At 56.9% G+C, this 23,616-nt stretch carries 16 protein-coding genes; 1 reads left to right on the top strand and 15 read right to left on the bottom strand.

Translation table 11 applies throughout. From position 1 onward, the window contains the following. Positions 1-4: 4 nt before the first annotated feature. The 11 genes from HMPREF3138_RS00595 to HMPREF3138_RS00545 all read right to left on the bottom strand — a co-directional run bounded on the left by HMPREF3138_RS00595 (position 5) and on the right by HMPREF3138_RS00545 (position 16,126). Positions 5-2,587 carry a fimbria/pilus outer membrane usher protein gene (locus HMPREF3138_RS00595; RefSeq protein ID WP_038872241.1) on the bottom strand — a complete coding sequence of 861 codons (2,583 nt, stop codon included), beginning with the start codon at positions 2,585-2,587 and terminating at the stop codon, positions 5-7. Between the two features lie 55 nt (positions 2,588-2,642). After that, positions 2,643-3,326, bottom strand: coding sequence for a fimbrial biogenesis chaperone (locus tag HMPREF3138_RS00590; RefSeq protein WP_038872243.1), 684 nt, complete (start codon positions 3,324-3,326; stop codon positions 2,643-2,645). Positions 3,327-3,382: 56 nt separating this feature from the next. Further along, positions 3,383-3,922: a fimbrial protein gene (locus HMPREF3138_RS00585; protein ID WP_038872246.1), complete on the bottom strand. Its 540-nt coding sequence runs from the start codon at positions 3,920-3,922 to the stop codon at positions 3,383-3,385. Positions 3,923-4,563: 641 nt separating this feature from the next. Beyond that, complete coding sequence (locus HMPREF3138_RS00580) at positions 4,564-6,042, bottom strand: PhoPQ-activated protein PqaA family protein (protein ID WP_038872249.1); 1,479 nt, start codon at positions 6,040-6,042, stop codon at positions 4,564-4,566. A 71-nt stretch (positions 6,043-6,113) separates the two neighbouring features. Then, positions 6,114-6,512, bottom strand: coding sequence for a hypothetical protein (locus tag HMPREF3138_RS00575; protein ID WP_038872252.1), 399 nt, complete (start codon positions 6,510-6,512; stop codon positions 6,114-6,116). A 78-nt stretch (positions 6,513-6,590) separates the two neighbouring features. After that, on the bottom strand, positions 6,591-6,824 hold the full coding sequence (locus HMPREF3138_RS00570; protein WP_038872255.1) for a hypothetical protein: 234 nt from the start codon (positions 6,822-6,824) through the stop codon (positions 6,591-6,593). A 106-nt stretch (positions 6,825-6,930) separates the two neighbouring features. Continuing rightward, positions 6,931-7,758: a Cof-type HAD-IIB family hydrolase gene (locus HMPREF3138_RS00565; protein WP_038872258.1), complete on the bottom strand. Its 828-nt coding sequence runs from the start codon at positions 7,756-7,758 to the stop codon at positions 6,931-6,933. Position 7,759: 1 nt separating this feature from the next. Further along, a complete protein-coding gene (locus HMPREF3138_RS00560; RefSeq protein ID WP_038872262.1) occupies positions 7,760-13,546 on the bottom strand; it encodes a non-ribosomal peptide synthetase in 5,787 nt (1,928 codons plus the stop codon). 34 nt (positions 13,547-13,580) lie between these two features. Beyond that, the gene (locus HMPREF3138_RS00555; protein WP_038872265.1) at positions 13,581-14,450 is read right to left on the bottom strand and encodes a hypothetical protein; all 870 of its coding nucleotides are present in this window, start codon (positions 14,448-14,450) and stop codon (positions 13,581-13,583) included. A gap of 106 nt (positions 14,451-14,556) precedes the next feature. Beyond that, the gene (locus HMPREF3138_RS00550) at positions 14,557-15,132 is read right to left on the bottom strand and encodes a helix-turn-helix transcriptional regulator (protein WP_038872267.1); all 576 of its coding nucleotides are present in this window, start codon (positions 15,130-15,132) and stop codon (positions 14,557-14,559) included. A gap of 703 nt (positions 15,133-15,835) precedes the next feature. Further along, positions 15,836-16,126 (bottom strand): hypothetical protein, encoded by a 291-nt coding sequence (locus tag HMPREF3138_RS00545; protein WP_038872271.1) that lies wholly within the window; start codon positions 16,124-16,126, stop codon positions 15,836-15,838. A gap of 238 nt (positions 16,127-16,364) precedes the next feature. On the opposite strand from HMPREF3138_RS00545, the gene HMPREF3138_RS00540 reads away from it, so the two are divergent. Further along, entirely contained in the window at positions 16,365-16,592 is a 228-nt protein-coding gene (locus HMPREF3138_RS00540; RefSeq protein ID WP_019453435.1) for a hypothetical protein, read from the top strand. Between the two features lie 262 nt (positions 16,593-16,854). Here the strand turns inward: HMPREF3138_RS00540 and HMPREF3138_RS00535 are convergent, their stop codons facing one another. The 4 genes from HMPREF3138_RS00535 to tssK are packed head-to-tail and all read right to left on the bottom strand — an operon-like array spanning position 16,855 to position 23,615. Continuing rightward, a complete protein-coding gene (locus HMPREF3138_RS00535; protein ID WP_004935323.1) occupies positions 16,855-17,208 on the bottom strand; it encodes a DUF6277 family protein in 354 nt (117 codons plus the stop codon). Positions 17,209-17,233: 25 nt separating this feature from the next. Continuing rightward, positions 17,234-20,713 carry a type VI secretion system membrane subunit TssM gene (gene tssM / locus HMPREF3138_RS00530; RefSeq protein ID WP_038872277.1) on the bottom strand — a complete coding sequence of 1,160 codons (3,480 nt, stop codon included), beginning with the start codon at positions 20,711-20,713 and terminating at the stop codon, positions 17,234-17,236. A gap of 35 nt (positions 20,714-20,748) precedes the next feature. Then, positions 20,749-22,260 (bottom strand): type IVB secretion system protein IcmH/DotU, encoded by a 1,512-nt coding sequence (gene icmH, locus HMPREF3138_RS00525; RefSeq protein WP_038872280.1) that lies wholly within the window; start codon positions 22,258-22,260, stop codon positions 20,749-20,751. Beyond that, the gene (tssK, locus tag HMPREF3138_RS00520; protein ID WP_038872282.1) at positions 22,257-23,615 is read right to left on the bottom strand and encodes a type VI secretion system baseplate subunit TssK; all 1,359 of its coding nucleotides are present in this window, start codon (positions 23,613-23,615) and stop codon (positions 22,257-22,259) included. Before tssK ends, icmH begins: the two co-directional genes overlap by 4 nt. Between the last annotated feature and the right edge of the window lies 1 nt (position 23,616).

Raw genomic sequence — 23,616 nt, 5'->3', positions numbered from 1 at the left:
AGATCTATTGGCAAACGCCATTGAGGGTTTGGATCCCTGCGACGGGTTTCTCCGCCGGCAGTTGATAGCTGATGCGGCACTGATGCTCGGCATTTCGCCCCCACTGCACGACGAGCCGGCCTTGTTCCGCCATGCCGGAGAGATAAACCAATCCATCCCCGCCAATCAGGAACGGCTGCGCCGAATGATCCGCATCGCGGACGCTGGCCCCCAGAGGGAGAGGCACCCCATGTGGATCCGTGACTCTCATCAGGATCCTTTTGCCGACGTGCGCCTTGAAATTCGCCCGGCTTACCGCGCCGCGGGTAGGCGTGACCGACTGGTTGGTCAGCGCGAGATCGACATCATCCGGCAAACTCTCCACATCAAGACGAATCGAGTTGTTGCGATAAGGGGTGGCGTAAGGAACGATGGCATAGCCGCGCCAGTCGGTTTTCACCCCGACCTGGTTGCCGACCGCCACATCGCTGGCGCCGGCCGCCGTCACCAGGGCGGCCGTCTCGCCAAAGGGCTGGCCGAAGGTGACGCCGTCTTCGTGGGCAATCACGCCCCCTTTTACGCCATAGTTGACGCGCTGTTGGCTGCGATCGTAAGCGTATCCCGCGACGAGTTCGCCGTAGGTGGCGCGCCAGTCGAGGTTGGCGTTGCCGCTGTTGCCCTGGCCCTGATTGCCATACCCTTCCTGTACGCTCCAGTTGAGGTTGTTGCCGGCCAGCGCCGTGCCGTTGAGCCCCGCCGTATGGCTGGTATTGCCCTTTTGGCTGGTATTGAGGCTATAGGTGGCGTAGGTGTTGCTCAGCCATTTCTCCAATGGCACGCTGATATTGAAGGCAAACAGTTGGTCGCGATCGTAAATACGCCGTTGCCCCCGGTCTGAGTCACCGTAAATCGCCTGTGAATTACGGTTGTAGCTGTAGTTAAAACCGTAACTGATGCCATTCCAGCTATTGTTGTAACCCGCGCTCAGCGATTGCATGTTGCGCTCGGAATTCCAGTAATCTTCGCTGACCGCGCTGAGGGAAAGTGACCCCGCCCCCTCCCATAAATTCTGGTTGAGCGTAATCTCGGCGCGGTTTTTACGGCGGTCTGTCAGGGCGTAGCGGTTGCCGCTGCGGTAGGTGTCCAGCACTTCCTGCAGCCCATAATAGCCGCTGGTCGAATAGCGGTAGCCGGCAATGGCGAAGTTCGTGCCGGTCGCTACGATGTTTTTGCTGTAGCGCACGCGCCACGACTGGCCGTCGCTTTTCGGCTGATGTTCCTGTTTCGCCCAGGCCTGAGTCGCGTCCACCGACAGGGCGCCGAACTCACCCAGGTTTTTACCCACCCCCAAGGCCAAGGATTGATACGGGCCGGCGAACTGTCCGCCGCCATAGAGGGTAAAGCCGGCCGGCAAGCCGTAAATCAGGCTGCCCTGCGAGAAAACCTTTTTCTCCACGCTGTGATCGTAGGTGCGGTATTGGCCGGACGTCAGCGCGTATTTCAGGCGCCCTTCGCGTTGCAATACCGGCAAGCTGGCAAAAGGCACGGTCATATGCTGTTCGCTGCCGTCCGCCTCTTTGATGGTCACGTCCAAATCGCCGCTGCCGCCGGTCGGATACATGTCAGAAATCTCGAACGCGCCCGGCGCGACATAACTCTGGTAGATGACATAACCGTTTTGGCGAATGACCACCTGCGCGTTGCTGCGCGCAATGCCGCGCACCACCGGCGCATAGCCGCGCAGGCTTTCCGGCAACATGTCGTCATCGGAGGCCAGCTGCGCGCCGCGAAACGACACGCTGTCAAACACATCGGACGGACTGCTGCTTTCACCGAGCGTGAGCAAGCTCTTCATGCTGATGATATTGCGCTGGGCGTAGGTATAGACGGTGTCCCAGCGATCTTCCGACTGCCGCCCGCCACCGCCGCTGTTGTAGCTCCAGGTGGTGTAATTCCGCACCCGCCAGGCCCCCAGATTGAACCCCGGCCGCAGGTTGAGGTAGTAACTGCTCGCGCTCTGGGTAAAACGATCGCGCCCCTTGCTGTTGCTGCCGGTGAAACCGTAGTTAAGCAGCATCGCCGGCATCCCTTCGTCCCACAGTTCGGGCGGTACATAGCCGCGCACCCGATTTTCCAACGCCGCCTGGGGAATGCTCAGCACCAGCCGCTGGCGGTTAAATTGAAATTGCGCCGAGGCCTGCGGGATGGCGGCCAGATTCGCGCACTCTTCCGCGCGGTTCAATGCGGGAAACCGCTCGATCTTCACCCCGAGCCGTTGTAAATCCTCCCCCGTCAGGCAAGGCTGCAGGCCGGCTTTATCATCGCCGCCGGGCTTGATGACAAACCGAACGTCACGCGTCTCCATCAGCATGTCATTCACCCAAATATCCACCCGATACTTGCCGGGCACCTGGTTGCCGTTTTCAAACACCGACAGGTCAACAGGCTGTTGGCCCGAACGCCCCGTTTCCAGCAACGCCGGATTGAAATAGTCACGGGAAAAGGCAGGGTTGGCCATATTGCCGCATACCGCCGTGGTTGCCGTGAATAAGACGATGCGCTTCAGCCAAGCATCCCGCTTCGCTGCTCTACGCTGACGAGTTATCATTCATTAGCTCCATTATTGAATTCGTTATTCCCTTCTGCCGCCCATCCCCTGGCGGTTAAATACCTGACTGATGCTCCTTGCCGGTGCCGCCGTAGTCGTTAATTAATTTCCAACTGACCGACGACGCGCCAGAAACCGGCAATGAAAAAATTTCACTGCTCATCGGCGCGATATAAGTCACCTCTTTCATTTCGCGCCCGCCGATGCGAACATAATGAAAATTCATATAATACGGCGTGGGATTGGTGAGTTTTAATTCCTTGCCGACGCGCTGCCACGTCAACCGTTGAGTCACATCCTCGGGAACCTGTTTGAGCAACGCCGCAGGGCGATAAATCAGTTTGAGGCGCGTTTTTACCGCGATTTGCAAAGTGTTCGACTTACCCGTGTGTTCCGTCGAGGGAATGGACTTTATATTCATCCAATACAAGCTCTCTTTATCCTTCGGCAAGTCATCGCCGACGCGGACGATACGCAGCATATTCTCCTGATGCCCATCCAGACGAAATAAAGGCGGCGTAATGATAAAGGCTATCTTATCCACGCCGCTCTGTTGATTATCCAGCCAGGACTGAATTAAATAAGGTTCGTTGTCCGGGTTGTCGACGCTGATTGAGGCTTCTTTTTTTTCACCGTTAAAAATTACTCGCGTCCCACCGACAACCACACCGGCCTGCGCCGTAGAAAAAAATAATAATAAAATGAATCCCATTAGGGCACTGCAGCGATTAAACCGCATAATATTATCTCCGAGGCAATACGGCCCGCTGGAAACCAGCGGGCAAGAAAATATTATCAGTTGTAATTCAGCGTGAAGGTCGCGACGCTATTGGCTTTACCGGCAGTCACATCTGCAAGCGTGGAAATATAACGCGCGGTAAAATCAAGATTGTTTTTTACGCCGCTGCCGGAAGCCAGCGGATAGGCCGTTGAGGCCGTGTAAAGCGGAAGAACATTATTAGAAATATCAGACAGCTGGATGCCAACGCCCGTGGCGACATCCGTTTCCTGGGTCAGCTGCAATACGTTGTTGTCACCATTATCGGCCGCGCCGTCGAACTTAACGGTGGCGCTTTTTACCGTATCCGGACAATCCGTCACTTCCAGCGTAAATTTAGTCGCCGAGGAAGTGGATCCCTTGCCCCCCGCAAATGCCGTTCGGGCCACATCGCCCAGAACAACATTTAATGGATTACTCAAGTCATTTGTGACCTTGCACGCGGCATCAACAATATTCCCGGTAAAATTAACCTGCCCGTCTGCCGCCAGGGCCGGCAAAGCACTCGAAAAACTCGCCGCAACCAATGCCAACATAATCACTTTTTTTTCCATCATGGGTACTTCTCCTTTTGATTGGACAAACTTAATAATATCCCTATCACGGCTAATCCGTGATAAGGCGAATAGGAGCTCCGCCCCTTTCACAGTTAATTATGCTTGGCTTTCCCTCTTTAGCAATACATAAAATCAATGTAAAGATGAGAAAAGATAATTACCCCGAATCGAATTGGCATCATTCTTATTTTTATTTTAAAAAAACCAAAAAAACGGCGTTTCTTGATTCATTCATCTGGCCGAAAAGGAAAGGTTTATCAGCGTGTTTCATACACCAACCACAAGATAAACCACTCATTCCCTCTTCAATGAATGTGCGTAAGGATGAATTGACACAAAAATGAAAGACGCCGCGCGGGAGCCAATGACTGGAGAGGTTTTTGATTCTTGTAAGGACAGTGGCGCGCCGACGGCGAAACCGGATGGGGCAATAAAGGTTAAGCGTCCAGAAGAGATGGAATATGAGAGGGGGGGCTCTTAAATAAGAAAACGCCGACAATAAATCAGCGTAATAATGCTGCAGAAAGGGCGCCGCCGATCATCAACGGTTCCCTTCTGACGCAGGTTAATTCAGCGATGTAGCCGCGTTATCTTGACGTTCAATTCACAGTCAACGCTTTTCCGTCTTATTTTCAGCGGGATTAATCGTCATGGCGATAATCCTCCCCCAGCCCTCGACCCGGTAAGGTTTCACACGCCAGGCCATCGCCCGCCGGTGCGGCGATCGGGTAGCGATCGTCAGGGGTGATAAAGACCGGCGAGGTCGCGATATACCCGTCGCTAAACTCGGCTTCGATAAAGGTGGCCTCCCAACCCTGTGCAGGGGCGTTCAGCCGAAATTCACCGCGGTTCGCCTCCAGCGGCGCCGGGGTATAACGCACGCCGCACGAGTAGCGAAAATCTCGGGCCGTGCGGTTATGCGCAGTCCAGCGCAACACCCTGATCGGCGGCTCGGAAAAGCGGAGCGTGCGCAGCGCCGTCTCTGAGGCGTTGCTCTGCACCTCGATCGTCGGTAGCGCAATATCACGCTGACGACGGTTGACCAAGGCCAGAACAGCGCGTTCGGGGACCGTGCGCTCATCGCCGGCGATGGCTCGCATCGAGACCTCCCCCGGCAGCTTATTCAAATAAAACCGCGTGCTGTCGGGCGGATAGCGTTCGTCGCCGCCGGCGACGATGAAATACTTCGGCGCAGGAGGCCGCCCGCGCTCGGCCAGGGGGGGATATTCGATGGGATCTTCAATCTGCATCAGCTTGTCAAACGCCGGGGTCTCTATGCGCCGATCGATGCCCAGTTGGTAATAAGGGTGAAATGCCAAAGGCCAACGCCCGCCATACGTGCGATAGGTATGCTTCATCACCTGCCGCGCCGCGATCCCCTCAGGGAAAATGGCGGCTACGGCATCGATGCGCTCATCTGAAAGCGCCGTCAGCAAGGCCGTGGTTCCCCCCTCAGACACGCCCGCGACGATAAATTTGTCTATCTCCCACTGGCGCAATTCGCGCTGCGCCAGCGTCATGGTTTGCGACAGCGCCGCCGTCATCGGGATATGCAGCGGCATCATCAAATATTCATCGGCATCATCCAGGAACAATCGCCATCCTCTGGCCCGGCTTTCCGCCCCTGAACGGCGCCGTCCCTCATTTTGGTATTCCAGGTACGGGTAAGGCAGCCGATTGACCACCACCACCACTGTTTTGCTCTGCGCCGCCAGCGCCTCGGCGGAAAACGCCGGTTTTTGATTGCCCGACGTTCCCGGGCCGGCGGCGCTGCACGCGCAGTCTTCGCTCATCACCAGCAACGCTTTACCGGTGAATGCCCCGTTGGGAATATAAATGTCCACGTCGTGCCACCACTGCGTCGGCCGGATCGCGTCTTGCGGCGACCAGGATTGCGACATCAGCCGATAATGACGAATTTCCGTGTGTTGGCCGCTCTCCACGCTTTTTAACGAAAATGACAGGGGCAGCGTGGCCAGTTGCTGGTTATAGCAAGGGATCACCGTCTGTAATGCTGGGTGCTCATCGGCGAAACAGGCGTCTTCCTCCTTGGCCGCGGCGTACCGGCAGACGGCCAAAGCCAGCCAAATCAAGGTAATATAAGCGGAGATCTTTAACATTTTTCCCCCACGATAGTTGGCGTTGCCCCGCCCTCTCAGGCCGGCGCGGCGGCAAACGGGCATCAACAGCCTCACGAGGCGTGATGAAATAATATCGGGTAGCCGAAGCTGTCTTTTTCGAACATCACATCTTTCTCGTTTTCCCCCACCAGCACGCTATAAATGCGGTTCTCCTGATAACGACTCATGGCGACGTAGAGCACGGCCTCGCGATGATCCGTCAGGGTGAACTGCCTGCGCTTGGCAGTAATTTCCAACGTAAACGCCACCACGGGATTGTTGTTTAAAAACACCGCGGTCTGTCTCATAGACAGGATTCTGGCCTGCGCTTTCTCCGCGACCTGAAAGGGGGTGGCGTCACTGGGGTAGCGGATATCCATCTTCTTTTGGATATAGATGACGTTAAACACCGCCAATGCCACCGCCACAAAAAGATTGATAACCATAATCAGCATGATTTTATTTGCCATTCATCCTCCCGCCCCGTTCCCTGCACCGCGCTCGCGGTTGATTTAAAAGTGCCCTTGCGGGCACTTTACATTAGAGGCTCAAGAGGATTTGCGGCCAAACAACTGTGAGAACGCGCTAATCCCGGCATCGATGACGGCGCCAATGCCTTCACCGAGTTTTGCGCCGGCGTTTGACGCATCCGCATGGATACCGAAAAGACCGGTGCCGGCATCCACGATGGCGCCAATACCCGTACCCAGGATTTTGCCGGCGTCGGAAGCGATGCCCGCGCCGGATACCGCCATAACTTCTGCTTCAGTCAGTTCTTTCATACTCGCTCCTTTGCATTAATCTAACGTGTTCCGTTTTGAGAAAATGAAACCCTCACTGTTCGTTCACCTCCTTTTGTCTGCCAATAAACCTCGCCCGGTGAAAACGTCAGAACAGACCGAATTCACGACAGAGATAGTCTGCGACGCCATTGCGGCTGTTGGGCAACGCCACCGGATTCAACGGCAGAGCGCGTTTCAATTCGCTCATGGCATTGCCCATGACCACGCCCGTTCCGGCCCAGCGCAGCATGTCCAGATCGTTCATCGCATCGCCGAAAGAGAGGCAATCGCGCATCGCTATCTGTTTGGAATTCAAATAGTCGGCCACGCTTCTGGCCTTGGAAATATGCTTATCCATGATGTCTATCGTTTCCGTGGAGGACTTACAGATGGACAGCGTTTTTCCGAAGGCCTGGTTGACCTGGTCAAAGAGCGTCTCGATCGGCGCCGCGTCGCCATGCACCAGCACTTTCAATATCCGCTGCCGCTTCATGGCCTCAGGCTCGACATAGCGGCAGGCCACGCCCGACGTTTTGACGTAGTCAGAAAAATGCGGGTTCTCTTCGGCCATCATCCAGCCCTCTCGGGTGAACAGGGTCACGTGGAACGGGCTGGCGAATAAAAAATCGATCAGCCCGGTTTGCAGCTCTGCGGGCAAAAAATAGCTTCTATCCGCCGCCGCCTGCCCTTCGATGTTGACCATCGCGCCGTTGCAAGAAACGATCACCGGCGAGAACCCCAGCCCATCCACGATCCCGCGCGCATCCGCGTCGCAGCGCCCCGTTGCAATGACGATTTCCAACCCCCGACGCTGTAAAATGTTGAGCGTTTCCACCGTCACATCGGATAAATTCCCGGACGGATCGAGCAAGGTGCCGTCAAGATCGCTCACGATCGCCCGGTACTTTATTTTGCCGTCGACTGCCAGCCACATATCATGCCTCCTCAGCCTGGATAATCCCGTCCTCAGCGCAGATGTCGCTGTCGGGCGGGAGATTGGCGATCGCGAGCGCAATAATCAGAAAACGTCGGCCCAATTCGACGATGTTTTCCCGAGCGATCTCGTGGGAATCATAAAACAGTGAAATGGCGAGCCGTTCCGCCTCGGGGAACAGGCACAGCACCGTCTGGTGATTGCTGCCGCTGACGATATCCATCACGCGGCACTGAAACGGCAGCCGCGGATCCATCGCCGGTTTCGGCATGTTTTCGAACACGAACAGGCTGCCGAACGGCGAGGTGGGCACCCAATTCTCGTCGTATCGATTCAGTTCGGAAAAGGCGTATTTCTGCCGGAAGGTTTGTGAATCCGCAATGTCATCCAGCAGCTCATAAAGGGGGCGGCGGCGAATCGCCCGCAGCCGCAGCACCGGGCTTGCGACACACAGGCCAAACAGCGTCTGCACCTGCTCAATGTCGGCCGGGCGCTCGCTCATGGTCGTGCCGATGGCGATATCATCGCAAGCCAGCGCCTCGGCCAGCGCCAGCATCCAGGCCAGCTGCGTCAGTTGGTTGACCGTGATCCCCTGCCGCCGACAAAACGCGGTAAGGCGCGCCATCTGCGCGCTGGAGAATTCGTCGCCATGCTGACGCATCCGGCGCCCCTGCGGTACGAGCTGCGGTGCGGCAGTCAGCGGCAAGCGTTGATTGACCGGCGCATCCCGCAAATAGTCTGCCCAGAAGGCCCGCGCCTCAGGATCATTGCCGTGCGTGCGCACATGGGCGGCAAAAGGCTCGAATCGGTTAATCTCCAGCGCCGGCACCCTGCCCGCCAACAGGGCGAGGTAATCGTTGAACCACTGGCCGAACAAGACTCCCAGCGACCATCCATCAAACAGAATGTGGTTAAAGGTCTGCACCAGATAGTGCTCGTCCGCATGCAACCTGATGAGGCGCCAGCGAATCAACGGCGGCGCATCCAGCTCAAACGCGGTCTCCCTCTCCCGGGCCAGCAGCGCCTCCATCCGTTCCTCCAGAGAGGCTGGCGCGGTATCCGACCAATCGTCCATCGCGATTGGCGCCTGCAGCGTCTCGCAGATAAAGACGTTGGGCCGGCCGCGGCGGGTTTGATCGTCAAATCCGGCGCGCAGCATTTCAAACCGCTGCAGCGCCAGCGCCCATGCCTGATTCAACACCTCCGGCTGCAACGGCCCCGCGATCTCATAAACCGCCTGATCGATCTGATACTCGCGGTTGAGTCGGTTGAAATACATCAACTCTCGCTGGGTTACCGTGGCTTCGAAAACGGCGGCGAGGCGATGCTTTTGCTGCCAGCGATCCAATTCGGCGAGGCTGACGTCGGCATGGGGGAAGTCGCCCGGGCTGGCGAGACAAACGCCGTTGCCGGCTTCGTGGCAGCAGTGCTCGACCAGCGCCGACAGGCTGTCGACATAGTGCGACCCGATCCGCGACAGCGTTTCATGCGGCAGCAGACCTGACATGACGATGCTTAGCCGATCGTCGTGAACATAAAGCACCAGATCCAATACGTTGCCGCTGACCGGCATCGCGCCATTTTCCAAATCCGCCGTTTGGTCGATCAAGGCCCATAACGCGTCGTCGGCCTGCTCGTTGAACGCGCCGAGATAATTGAACGAAATGGCCGGCAGGCGGTGGCGCCGCAGGCAAGCCGGCACCTCATCGCCCGGCGCTGAAGCGTATTTCAGCGCCGAATAACCGATACCGTGGTCAGGCATCTTTCTCAGCCTGTCCTTGATGGCGCGCAGCGTGGTTTTTTGGCACTCGTGCGCGGTGATGCGCAAGGGCATCAAGGCGGTGAACCAGCCGACGGTACCCTCAAGCCGGATCTTATCGTCATTGATATCGCGGCCATGGTGTTCCAGCGTGAGGTAACTGTCCGCACTGCCGTGCCATGCCTGCAACACCGGCGCCAGGGCCGCTAACAGCACTTCGCGCACCGAGGTGTTGTAGGCCTGGTGGCAACCGTCCATCAGCAGCGCGGTCAACGCCACATCGCACTCGAAGCGGCAAAATTCAGGGGCCTGCGTCACGCCGCTGAGCGTGGCGTAATCGGGCTGCCCGGCGATCATCGCCAGCCAGTAAGCGCATTGGTCTTGCCGGGTTGCCGCGTATTGCCTTAACCATTCTCCCCATTGGCGGTAGCTGGTGCCTTTTGCCGGCAGCGATTCCCCCTGATGCAACCGCTGCAGATCGCTGACGATGACGCGCCAGGAAACCACATCGACGATCAGATGATGAAACGCGCAGAACATCAGCGCGTAGCCGGGGGCGCGGCTGTCAAAGATGTAAACGAAGCGGCATATCGGCCCTGTCGTCGGATCAAGCCCCGATTGCCATTGACGCAGCAGCTCGGCGCGGCTTTGGCGACAAAGCGCCAGGTCATAGTAGCCCCATGAAGGGCCGCCGTCGGCCGCTGACAGGTAGCGCTGCGACACGATGACGCCGGCGTCATCGACGCTAAAACGCGCGCGCAGCATGTCATGCTGATCCGCCAGCGCGGCCACCAGATCGGCGACCTGTTCGGCGGACATCGGCGGTACCCGCACCAAAAAAGTCTGGTTGAAGAAGGCGCTGCGATTCGGCGCCAGCTCACGGTACCAGCGCTGAATCGGCAGCAGCTCGAATTCGCCCTGCAGTTCGCCCTGTTCGTTGAGCGCGGTAACCGCGTCTTGCTGCCGCAGAATGCGCTGGGCCAGAGCCCGCGCATTTCTGGTTTCGAACACCGCACGCGAGTTGCTGTGGTAACCCGACTTGCTCAATTCACTGGTGAACACAATGCTTTGGATCGAATCGCCGCCCAATCGGAAAAAGTCGTCGTCAATGCCCACGGTCTCCACGCCAAGAATGTTCGACCACAGGGAACAAATCAGCGCCTCCAGCGGGTTCTCCGGCGCGGCATAACGCCCGCTTTGCGCAAATTGCGGCGCGGGCAAGGCCGAGCGATCCAACTTGCCGTTAACCGTCAGCGGTATCTCGTCAATCTCCACATAGCTGGACGGCACCATATAATCCGGCAAACGGCGTTCAAGCCGGGAGCGCAGCTCAGCAGGATCCCAGGCCACGCCCCGCGCCATCAGCAAATAGGCGGCAAGGCGCTTGCTCTCCCGATGGACGACATCCACCACTACGCCTTTCTCGACGCCCTCCAGGGCATTGATCGCATTTTCTATCTCGCTGAGTTCAATCCTGAATCCGCGAATTTTCACCTGGCAATCATTTCTGCCGAGATATTCCAGATTGCCGTCGCGCAGCCAACGCACCCGATCGCCGGTTTTGTATAGGCGCCGGCCGTGCAACTCGATGAAACTCGCCTGGGTTTGCTGCGGCTGGTTGAGATAACCGCGCGCCAGCGCCGAACCGCCGATATACAACTCGCCGGCCAAGCCCGGCGGCAGCGGTTGCCGCCAGCGATCCAGCACGTAGAGCTCACGCCCCGGTATCGCCCTGCCGATGGGAATGCTGCTGCGCGCTTCGTCCTGAGCGATAGCGTACATCGTGGTGAACGTAGTGCATTCGGTGGGGCCATAGCCATTGATGACCCACTGCGGACGGTGGGGTTGCCGCACCAGGCGCTGCATCAGCGTGGCGGTCAGCGCCTCCCCGCCCACCAGCAGATAGCGCAGCCCGGCAAACAGATCGGGGTTGCTGAGGTAGAGATGATCGAACAAGCTGCGCGTGGCCCAAAGAATCGACACCTGCTGCCGACGCAGCAGCGCTTCCAGCTGCGGCACATCGCCGGCGATATCTTCCGTGTCGCGGATGACCACCAGTTTGGCGCCGTTGAGCAAGGCGCCCCACACTTCGAACGTCGCCGCGTCGAACGCCGGGCTGGACAGGAACAACAAGACATCTTCGGGCGTGATCGCGATGCCAGACGCGGTCGCCAACCCGCACATCGCCTGCTGCTCGAGCATCACGCCTTTCGGCACTCCCGTCGACCCCGAGGTATAAATGATCGCGCCAAGCCGTTCGGCGGCGGTGACCACCGGCAGATTATGTCGTTCATGCGGCAGACGGCTCAGATCGCCCAGTGTCAGCACGGCCTGGGGATGCGGCATCATCGCCGCCAACGCTTCCGCTGCCGTCTGCATAGAGGGCCCGGCAATCACCAAGGCCGCCCGCGTTTCCTCAAGAATATGCCGAATACGCGCCTGAGGATAATGGCAGGAGATCGGCACATAGGCCGCGCCGGTTTTCAGCACCGCCAGCAGCGCCACGACCATTTCCAGGCTTTTTTCGCTGTACAAGGCGATCGGCGAGTCCGCCAGGGGCTCGGCCCCGGTCACCGACGCATAGCGAAGCACGATCTCGCGCGCCAGGCTGTTCGCCATGCCGTTCAACTCACGGTAGCTGACGCGCAGCCCCTCATACTCCAGCGCGATATTTTCCGGGTAGCGTTGCGCGATCGCTTCAAAACGGGCGCTGAGGGTCTCCCCTGGCAGCGGGAGACTCTCATTATCCGACGGTGACCTGTCGGCGGCGGGATAGAAGGCCATGTGGCTTAACGGGGCGTCAGGCGCGCTCATCGCCTGTTGCATCAGGCGAGTAAAATGCGCCGCGCAGTCGCGCATGTCTTCCTCGTCAAACATGCCCTGGCGAAAGCGCAACCGGAACTGCAACGCATCAATATCGGCCCGGTCTTCGTATTCCAGCGAGAGCGCCGCGCTGGCCATGTCGTGATTGGCTTCGAATAGCGGCCAGGTGACGCAATCGGCCAGCGGCAATGCCGCATCGCGCAAGTTGGTTTGGGCAAAGGAGATCGGCAACGCGCGGATCCCCAACGCCCGCACCACCTCTTGCGTGGGCAGCTGGTTAAAACGTTGGCGCGACTGCGGCGGCGCGGCGGTAATAAATGCCAGCGCCCGTCGATAAACGTCGGAAAAACTCGCGCCGTCACGCAAAGAGAGGGGCAACACGCTGGTGTTCACATGGCCGCCGAGCGCAAATTTTTGCCCCTTCTTTATCGACACCGGATAGCTGATGTAGACCGTTTCCTGATTGCCGCTGCGCGCCATCAAGATGCCCCACAGCACCAGCAACGCCAGGAAATCATTCACTCGCCGAATCCCCGAGGCCTGTTTCAGCGCTTTCCATTGCGCTTTGGGACAGTGGAAGCGCAGCTCGCCCGCTTCGTCTTCACGGCCGGCGCCGCTTCGCTCAAACGGTACCTCGAGCGCGCCCAAACTTTCCGCTTCGGCGCGCCAATGCGCCAGCGCCCCATCGGCGGCCAGTTGCTTCACCTCCTGTTGCAGTTGCCGGTTAACGGCGGCGATCTCGGCCGCCTCGACGCGCGTCGCCAGCCGTTGTTGGCGATAGTACTGGCTCACCAGGGTGAAAAACTCGTCGGAAGAGGCGCCGTCAATCACCAGATGATGGCCGACCAACGCCAAGGTATAGCGCCGCTCTCCCTCGGCGAATAGCGCCCAGCGATAAAGCGGCCCGCGGTAAATATCGAAGGGCCGGCGAATCACTTGCGTCAGCAGCGTGCGATCCGTGTAATGCTGCAACGGATGGATTGCGTCATTGCGGCGCCAATACAGCTCGCCATCCTGTTCATGAATATGGCTGTTCAGCAGAACATGATCTTGCACCAGCGCATTCAGCGCGGCTTGCAACCGGATGGGATCCAGCGCGCCCTCAATTCGCTGCAGCACCAATACGTTGTAATTGCAGCCTTCAGGATAGCGATCATATTCATCGATAAAAACTTTTGAGTAGGGTGATACAGGAATTTCTTCCATGACAAACACTCCATTTAGAATACACAAGCCCTGCTTAACGGCGATCCATGCGGCATACCCAAACCTCTTTCGGCATCAGGTCGCTTATCTTTTGTGAGTAATAGCCGATAAGCATGTTGATGCGTTTTTCTGAAATGACCTCCGCCGCCTGAGCGCAAACCGACTTATAAAAAGCGAGAGGGATCATTACCTTGCAACGGCTATGCAGATGCCGACACACACCGATGGCCCAAGAAAAACACTCCCTGGAAGGGTTGGAAATATCCAAGAGTTCGGCACATTCATGAGAACAGCCAATCACGGCGTAGTGGCTGCCTTTGTTGATATAATGAATTTTATGGTACAGGGGGTGTTTTTCAATATACTCAAAGGCGCGGCGATCTTTTTCCCGCCCTAAATTATTGATGAAGCTTGCCTGCTGTGCGAGCCCACTTTCAGCAAAACGAAATGCCATAAACTTGTCAGGCTTTAAGGTTAATTCGACATAAGGATAGATTTGGGTATTGGTTGTTAAATACTTTCTAAATATTTTTTCGTAAACCCGGATCTTCCTGTCATCGGAAAAGCAGATATCCGCCGCCACATCCGACCGTCTGGCCTGCAGGAAAAAATCTTTCAATACGGTGGAGGACTTTACCTGACGATGGATGCCAAGATCGCCAAGCATATTGACATTGACATTAACACCGTTGATCTTAAAGGGATAAAAGCTGGAAACGAACATCCCGAGATAACGCTCCCGATCCTTGTAGAATATGCCCGTCTTCTCCCTTGGCGCATCACAATGCGGATCGAGCAGATGCTTCCAGTGCAGGAAACGCTCCCCGCCCAGATCTCTGCCATAAAGGTCCTGCAATAATTTGAAATGATTTTTGGAAACCGTTTCCCTTACAAAACCAGCCATGTTTTATCTCCCTATAAAACCGATTCCATGCCAGGCGGCAACCATGAACGATCGCCGCCCGCGCCGGTAAAAATACCGAATCAGATCGTCACTTCCCCCCTCTCCATTAACAAGAGTCGCTGTGCATTTTTAACCAGCGCAAGAATTCAATATTGTTATCGATATTCAGTTTTCTCATCGCAGAGCGTTTATGAATGCTGACCGTTTTCGGGCTGATGCCGAGCAACATCGCAGTTTGATTTTGCGAGTATCCCAGATGAATCAGACGGCACACCTTCCCTTCGCTAAAGGTCAACTGGGTGCGGCAACGCGGGCAATAGCTTGAAACCAAACTGTTTTTCTTGCGATAGCAAGACATGACCTTATCCACGATCGCCGCCACGCCGTCTTTGCGCGTAATGCTTCCGGCCTCTAGATTGCAATGGATTTTTGGAAAAATCGTTTTATGCTCAAGTATTGAAAAATAGAGCGGAATAGAAGAAAAATTGCCCTGCAAAAGCTGGGTATGGCAAAAATTGATGGACACCCGCTTATCCGGTGCCCGAAATATAATGTTGGCCCGTTCCTCTCCCGTGATCTTGGCCTTGACACCATTCTGGAGAAAACCCTCTTGCAAGGCGAGCCCCAACCCAAGCTTGAAAAATTGATTTTGATCGACGATAGCAATATTGACGCGCTCCATAAACAAACCTCCCTTTTGACTACGCTTGCCCACTCTCCTTACTGCAATATGATTGCTGTGATTATTTTTTAGTTTTGAGATGCTTTTTAATAAAAAAGCGTTATATGCGATACGGAAACGTCTTCGCCTCGCAAAAAGTGTATTTTATATATAATGATATAAACTCATCAGCCCTGGCGAGCACACAAAAGCAAGACGCGGGGAAGCACCGCGTTTTACAAGGTAATGGGTTACCGTAAGTTATATTTATAGTGCATCATTGCCATCGGCAGCACGGTGCCAAGTGCTTTCTCTGATAAGTTAATTTTACTCCAAGAGCGCAATATATCCAGATAAATATCGAAAAAAAACATAATATAGAACATAACACGGCTCTGTATTGATTGTTAAGAGCATCCGATTATGTATTAGGATTTTACTTAGAATAAAGGTGGCATAATGCTTTATCTCGAGATGTACCTTTCCCCCGACAAGCCATATTAAAAAACCCTATAACCATATTAATCCTATTGTAAAAAAAATGCATAAAGAAAAGCTACACTTTATGACGATAAGTGATTCCAAAAAAAATGCGTTGATGGGTTGAAAAAAAGCGAACGCATCGTCCGCGGATATAAGAGAATCCAGGCAGGGACAGAGATTATTCAGCGATGTGACGAAAAACAAGAAGAACGCAATCGGCGTTGCCGATGCGGATCATTGTTTATATCTTTTTTAACCTCACCAGTTTTTTAGCCTCCAGGCAGGCGATCAGCCCGAGGTGATCTTTTTTTAACTGCTTATGACTTCCGATGGGGAGAATCAGTTTCACCGTTTGCAACTTACCGTGATTATTATAGATATCAAAGACAATCACCGGCGGACCATACCCCTGGATCAGGCAGTCTAAAAATCGCAGAGCGGCGCAGCCCAAGCGGCTTCTGGCCTCGGTGACAATTTTTTCCGCCAGATCTTCATAGCGGAAAGGCCTTTCCGGTGTCGTCAAAACCTTCATAAACTCCCCTTCGGATATAGGTCATTCAGATTGAAAATAAAAACCGGCATCCCTCATTCAGCACAAACGGGGGAGACGAAAATCAGGCTTCGGCAATATATACTCTAACGATACGAAATTAAAATAACAAACAACAGAATAGTATAAAAAACAGTAATACTTCTGTTGAAAAAAAGACCTGATTTGCAATAATGAAATTGCCTGAAGTAAAGGGCTAACTGAAAAAGGAGTTTCAATCATGAAAGAATTATCCGCAATTGAAATTGAACAAGTGAACGGTGCTGGTTTTTTTGGTGACGTAGGGACACTGATTGGCAGTGCAGTGGGAACCGGTATTGATACCATTTCCGCGATTGCCGGTGTTAACCCGGATGCCAAAACCGTTGTCGGCACCATCGGTAAAGGTATTGGTCTGGCCGTCGATGCGCTGATCTCCAGCGGATTGCAGATCATTTCAAAACTGTAATAACGCATTTTCATCCCTTCCTATTTTTTAATTCGTTTCACTTTAAGCACCTTAGCGGGTGCTTTTTTTTACCTCAAAGAATCAAAAAAGATAAAAGGTCAGAAAAAGCATCATCCAAAAAAACAGGCTGGGGACCACCACAATAAAAAAGCCCATGCGTTTGTTGGCATTTCTTAACATCCATTCGTTGATCATCTCACTTCTCCTTGTGAATACCAGGGGGCATTTCGGCCCCCCGGTAAATTACCCACCGAGTCGCAGATTACAGTTTCGGCACTTTGGAAAAGAAGTCCGCCATTTCGTGCGGGAACCCTTTCGCAATCGCCGGGCGAAGATCGTCCATAGAAACATTAAAATCTTTCGGCTGTTCGCCCGTTTGCATTTTTTGGTGTGCGTTCACATTCGACTGCAACCCATTAAAAATGCCCTTCATATTGCCGAACATATCATCGCAAGATTTTGTCACGTTACTCATGACCGACTTGGCCGCATCCGGCCCCGACATTTGAATATTGCTGACGCCTTGCATAAACGGCTGGCTCAGCGACGATTGGGAGTTGGTGCCCAAATTGCCGCCGGCCTTCATGGTTTCTAAAATTTTGGCTGGATCTAACATGTTTATCACCTCTTTACGGTTGTGTTTACATCGCTTTCGGGCACGAGAATCCTCGCAACGCCCGTGACCAAAGTGGGAAATCTTTCATCGTCGAGCGCAGTTCCAGTTTGAGCACGCCCACCACCGAAGACATCGACATCGTCAGCTCTCGCCTGTCGCTGGAAAGCGGCACGGGATTGCTGGCGTCGAACATCCGGAATAGGGCCCAGGGCCCGTCGAAACTGGCGACCTGGATCTGGCCGGTGCCGGTGCGGAAGATCAGCCGAACATAGCTGCCGCCTTTCGGGCCGGGCCAGTCGATACGCGTGGGTTGGCTAAAACCATGGCTGTAGTTAATCACCTGCCCATCGATGTCCAGGGTCGCTTCCGTAATGGTCGGCGTCAGGGACAGCGGCCTGATGAACATGGAAAACGAGAGTTTGTCGCCGGCGGTGAAGAAGGTGTCGCGAATCAAACGGGCATTTTCAAATGCGCCGAGCGTGCTCGCATTGACGATCCCCTCAGACCCCGGTTTGGCATTCCATTTCTGCGCGTTGACATCCACGTAAGCGGCCAGGTTTTCATCGAAGAACTGCTGCATGGCGCCGTTCTGCCCAAACATGCGCGAGAAGTCCTCGATGCCGACCTCCGCTCTGGCGTTGCGCGAGAACGGATAGCGCCCGCTGATGCTGCCCTTGCACAGCCCGGAAGCCAGCGATGAAGCCCCTTTGCTCAGGTTCTTCTGGCTCTGCTGGATCGTTTGGCTGTCGCCGACCTGCAACAGATCCATCATGACGCTGCGCACCGGTTCCGGCTGACGCGCCGCATCCAGCTGCAGCCGCTTCAGCGTGCCGCCGGCGGGCACCACCTGGCCACCGCGCAATGAGGTGGAGAGCGTGGTCAGCTGGCTGTACAGCGCTTCGAAACTGCGGCTCAGCGGATCGTTGCTGGCGTTGGTGGTCTGCAACAGCTGATACCCCAGGCGGCGAAGCAGCTCAAAACGGTCTTCCACCGCGCGTTCCGGCGTGAGACGAAAACGCGCACGCTCGCCGGAAATCTCGCCGAGGATGTCACGCCGCTGCTGTTCAATACGATTGCGCTGGCGATCGAACCAGCTCGCCGCATCGCCCTGGTTGGTGCCGGTCATGCTGGTTTCACGCGCGGCGAAACGCACCAGGTTGGCCAGCGGGGATGAAGGATCGGACAGCTGGCGCGCCAATATCGCCGCATCCTCCAGCCCGTTGACCGGCCGGGCGCGCACGTCGCGCATAAAGGCATCCCATTTATCGGCATACTCGATGAGGTAAAGCTTCCTCGCCTCGTCGGCCAGCTTCTGCGCCGAGGCCAGCGAGTTCACCGCGTTTTTCCCTTCCGCGCTGTCGCGCAGCACCCAGGACTCTTCTTCGATCATGTCTTTGGCGGCGTCATCGAGCTGCGCCAGGAAAACATCACGGTAGCTGGCGCGGGTATAGAACCCCGGCACGGCGGTATCGGTGACCGTCGCCTGGCTCTTGCGGCGCAGCATCAATGACACGTTCGGCCCCGCGGCATCGGCCAACGAAATGTCGTTGATCGCCGCCGGTAGCGGTTTCTCTTCGATGCGGCGCACCACCCTGACCTGCATCGGAATATTCATCGCTTTCACCCGCGCCAGGCGCAGCAGATCACCGTTCATTTTCATGACCGGCGCATTCGGCAGAGAGAACATTTCCCGCAGGTGGTAAGCGAAAATGCCTTTGTTCATGTCGGTGTAGCCCTGCGGCATGAAGCTATCCCAGCGCGTCATGAACCAGTCGACCAGCGCCTCGGCGGAACGGTGCGAGGGTTCGCCCATCATCAGATACACTTTCAGCGTGCCGTAGACGTCCTTATTGGACGCCGAAACGTCATTCTTGAGTTCGTCCGCGATATAGTTTTCCACCGCCGGCCAGAAAATCTGCAGCAAATGGCGTTGATAGGTCTTTTGCGCCGCGCTGTTGATCAGCTTGTGCTCGAAATAGGGATTCGGCACCGGCGAAACCTCGCCGCCCAGCTGCGCGTTCATGTATCCCAACTGCTCATAGGCGGCGATGACATCGTCGCTGACGCGGTTCGTGACCGGTATTTCGCGCACGATGCGCTTCGTTTCGTCAAAACGCGCCGCAATGTAAGAGATGTAATCGCTCTCCCACAGGTAACGCATCGCCAGCAGGTTAAAAGAGACCGCCAGCAGCACCAGCACCAGCACATAGCGGCCCAGGGAACTCATGCGGCTGCCGAGCGGCCTGGCGTGAGAAGACTGCTGCAGCACCCCGCGCTCCTGCCTGGCGTAATTCAGCTCTGGGTGGTAAATGCGCCCGGTGGGACGGGCTTCATAGATATCCGCCGCTTCCGCGTTATAAATCGCGCCCTGCGGCGGCAAGGCGATGGTGCTGCCCAGCCATACCTGTTGCAAATGGCAGGCGTAGCCCACCGGCGTTTGCGGGAAAATCTGCTCCAGCAGCGAATACAGCGGGTTGCCCAGCGAGCCCAACGACTCGGTGAAGAACAGCAGCTGTTGGCGGTTCTGGCCATCCGGCGCATCGTGCAGCAGTTCGAGCACGTGATGGCTGACGCGCGCCACCATCTCCCGGTAGAGATCTTCATACTGCTCGAACGGGGTTTCGCCCTGTTCGGCCCGGTTCAGACTGAACCCCATCCCTTTTTGCAACAGGTCGTCGCCCAGCATCGACAGGAAGGTCTCGCCGCCGACCAGTTGATCGAGGTGGCTGATGGTAAGATAGACCGGCAGCTCGCAGCGGAACCATGAGGCCATTTCCAGCAGGCGCACGCGCAGCGCATCGGCGACGGATTTTCTTTCCGTCAGCGAGGCATGCAGCAGCCAGCGTGCATCCAGGCACAGCATGATGCCGTCGATGCCCGGATGGCGGCGGTGGCGCCTGATCAGTTTGAACAGGGTATCGCGCGCCCTGGCGCCGTCTTCGCCAAGGCCGTTCAGCTGCAGCCATTCACCGGAGGTGTCCACATACACCGAGTTCTCCGCCAGCCACCAGTTGCAATCCTGGGTCGGCCCGACGTCCACGGTCTGCTGCAGGCCGTAGTGTTCAGCCAGCAAGAAACGTTCGCCGCTTTCGCCGATCAGCGAGGTTTTGCCGCTGCCCGGCGGCCCAATGACGAGGAACCAGGGCTTTTCGCTGATATAACGGCGCGTCAGGCGGTATTTGAAACGCTGCCAGGGGGTGCGCTGCTTCGACGTGCCGACGTATTGCAAGGTGCGCAAGGCGTCGTAAAAACGTGAGGTCACGCGATCTCGCTGCGCGGTTTTTCTTTTAGCCGGGGCCGGCGCCCGCGCGTGGCGGAACACCCAGGATAAAAACGTCGCCACGAACGGCCACAGCGCCCAGCACAGGATCAGGGCGATGATGATGCCTCTGACCCAAACCGACAGCAGCGGCCGGTAGGTGCCGATGGCGATCAGCGGCCCAATCCACCACACCACCGCACACAGCAGCAAGGCAATCACCAATATGAATGATCTACGTATCATATAATTTCCTTATTATCTCTACGCCGACGGATGTCTTAGTTATCCTCGGGGACCTCGGCGGCTACCCCTGCCTGATTCAACGTGGCAGACGGTGAAGCCATCTCCCTCTCGCCGATTTTCCAAAGGATGTCCACCCGGCGGTTGCGGCGGCGCCCTTCTTCCGTCGCGTTGTCGTCCAGCGGCTCCTGATCGCCCTTGCCGACCGACGTCACGGTGCGGTTGTATTTACTGTTGGCCAATGATTCCCGCAGCTTGTCGGCCACCGTCTGCGCGCGGGCTTCCGACAGTTTCAGGTTGGAGTTGTTGGAGGTGTTGCGATACGGTTTGTTGTCGGTATGCCCGATCACCTCCAGATCGCCTGGCCACGGTGCCAGCGCTTCCCCCAGACGCTCAATGTTGCGTTTCTTTTTAAACTCTTCCGACAGCTTCGACTGCCCGGTGGCAAAGGCGCCGTCGGAGGTGAAGATCAGCAGCCAGCCGCGCGGATCGGCGCGCACCTCCAGCCACCCTTCGCTGAGGATTTGCGGCAGCGGCTGCGGCAGCGTCTCCATAATGTTGATTTTGCGCGGCTGCGGCGGCGTCCAGGCCAGAATGGCGTTGCGCAGCGCGCGGGACTGGTCATGCAGATACCAGGCGGCCGAGGCATACGCCAGCAGCGCTATCGCCAGGCCGTAGCACAGCAGTTTGAGCGGCGTGATACGGGTGGCCTTGCGCACCACTTTGCTCGGTTCGGCATCGGCCAGCGTCTGCGTCGGATTCTGGCTGTACAGATAACCGTCAAGGCGATTGCGCACGTCGGCCAACAGCACCGCGCCGCGCTCCATCACGTGGAACTGCCCCTCAAACCCCAGCGACAGGATCAGATCGTAAAATGCCAGGATCTCCTTGTTGCGCGGCGAGGCGGCCAGATACTCTTGCAGGTGCTCGAAGCATTTTTCCCCACCCCAGGCATCGCGATAAAACTCCACCAGCAGGCTGAGGTTCAGTTCCCCGGACTCCAGCGTGCTCATGCAACACTCGTCCACGTAGGAACACAGCAGATAGGCCAGCTTGTCCACATCGCCCGGCGCAACGTGATCTGCCAGCAACGTCTGCTGGAATTGTTGAATCTCCCGCACGATCTGCGCACGCACCGCCGCCGGGTTCAGCTGCTTCTGATCGCGCACCCGCTCCACCTGCAGCAATACCGGAATGGCGGCGGCGATCAGCGGGTTGTCCCAGTGGCCCATCATCACCCCGGGCTTGCTCAGCGCGGCGCGGCCAAACAGCCCGCTCGAGGTCGGCGCCGCATCGGCCTGGCGATCGCCAGGCGCGGGTTCGGCGCTTTCCGGGGCGGCGGTTTCCGCTTCATACGCCGGATGTTCGGGGGGCGCCGCCACGCCGGCGCTTCCCGGCCGCAGCTTGGCCGCCAGCGCCCGCGCGCCGAAGGACAGCGCGGCGATTTCCGCCGTGGTTTTGCCCACCGTGCCGGACGTGGGGAGACGCGGGTTCGCGTTGTTGCGCGTTACCGCCATCGCCTCGCGGATTTTCCTCTCGAATTCGTTCATCCCACCCTCCCTTGCCTTAATCCCCAGACGTCAAAACGCAGGTCCGGGAAATCACCCACGATGCTGAGCGCCATCGCCGAGCCGCCCATCATTTCCTTGTAAATCGGGTCGGCATGATCCACCTCGAAGTAGATGCTGTTCGGGTAATACGGTATGTGCCGCGGCGGCGAAGCCATCGGCAGCAAGCGAGCGCCCGGTAATTGGAGATCGATCAGCTGAATGATTTTCTCGACCGGCCCCAGCTTGACCTGCGCGGGGAAATACGAGCGCAGATGCTCGATGGACAAACCGCAGCTGACGGCAAACACCAGTTTTTCCAGCCGCAGCTGCGAGTCGTTCGGGCACAGGTAGATGCTGTCGCCGCGATCGATAAACGGCAGCGCCACCGCCGGCGCTTCGATCACCAGCGACAGCGCGCGGCGAATCGAGGCGAACAGCTGGAAATAGCAGTTGTGCGGTTCATCGTGCAGATATACCAAGTCGGCCCGGTCCCAGAGCCGCTCGCCGCCGGGAATGATGCTGAGCCGCCCCAACAGGCTCAGCAGCGTGTCGAACAGGGTTTCTGGATGCACCTGCGGGCTGGCCAACAGTTGGCTGATGCGCAAATTGAACTCGCTCAAGGTTTGCAGCAGCAGCAATTCCAACAGCTCGGACAGCCCGCCGATCGTCATGTGCACGTCCGGGCGGAACACCGACTCCAGACGCTGGCTGATCAGCCCAAGCAATTCGGTGGTGAATGCGGGCAGCCAGCCGATGGCGCGGAAATCCAGCATCGGCGGCAGGGCGCGCTCATCCAGCAGCACCCGACGATCGCTGGTGAGTTCGCGCACGAAGCCGACCGGCAGCACGCTTTCCGCGCTGCTGACCGCATCTTCCAGACTTAGCCGCGTCACCAGGCTCCCCAGCTGCATCGTGCACACGCGTGGCGTTCCCTCCAGGCTGACGCCGTGGTTGCGATCCGGCACGTCGGCGTCCATGGTGCGAAAACGGCTGCTTTTCCGCTCATCCTGGATAAGATCGATCTGGGCATTGCCGGCAATGTCCATCAGCACGGACAGGCACACCACTTTCCCCTGGCAGCCCTCTCCCAGCACCAGCGGCGGCGGCAGCGGAATATCCTCAGGCATGCTGAACGCCGTGCCGTCGGGGAAAACGCCCTTGGCTTTCTTGAGCGCAAACTTGCCCTGCTCCAATAGTCCGTTGTCGATTTCCAGCGTCAGGAACCCCCAGGTAAAGGTTTCGACGCTGCGCAAGCGCGCTTCAATCAAGTGCTCGAAAAAACGTTCCTGCTGCTGGAAATGCTGCGGTTCCATCAACATGCCTTCTACCCAGGCGACGCGTTGTTTAGGTAACATG

The sequence above is a fragment of the Serratia sp. HMSC15F11 genome, from assembly GCF_001808215.1.
Lineage (GTDB): Bacteria > Pseudomonadota > Gammaproteobacteria > Enterobacterales > Enterobacteriaceae > Serratia > Serratia nevei.
Note: the sequence above shows the minus strand (reverse complement) of the source record. Positions and strands in the feature narration are given on the sequence as shown.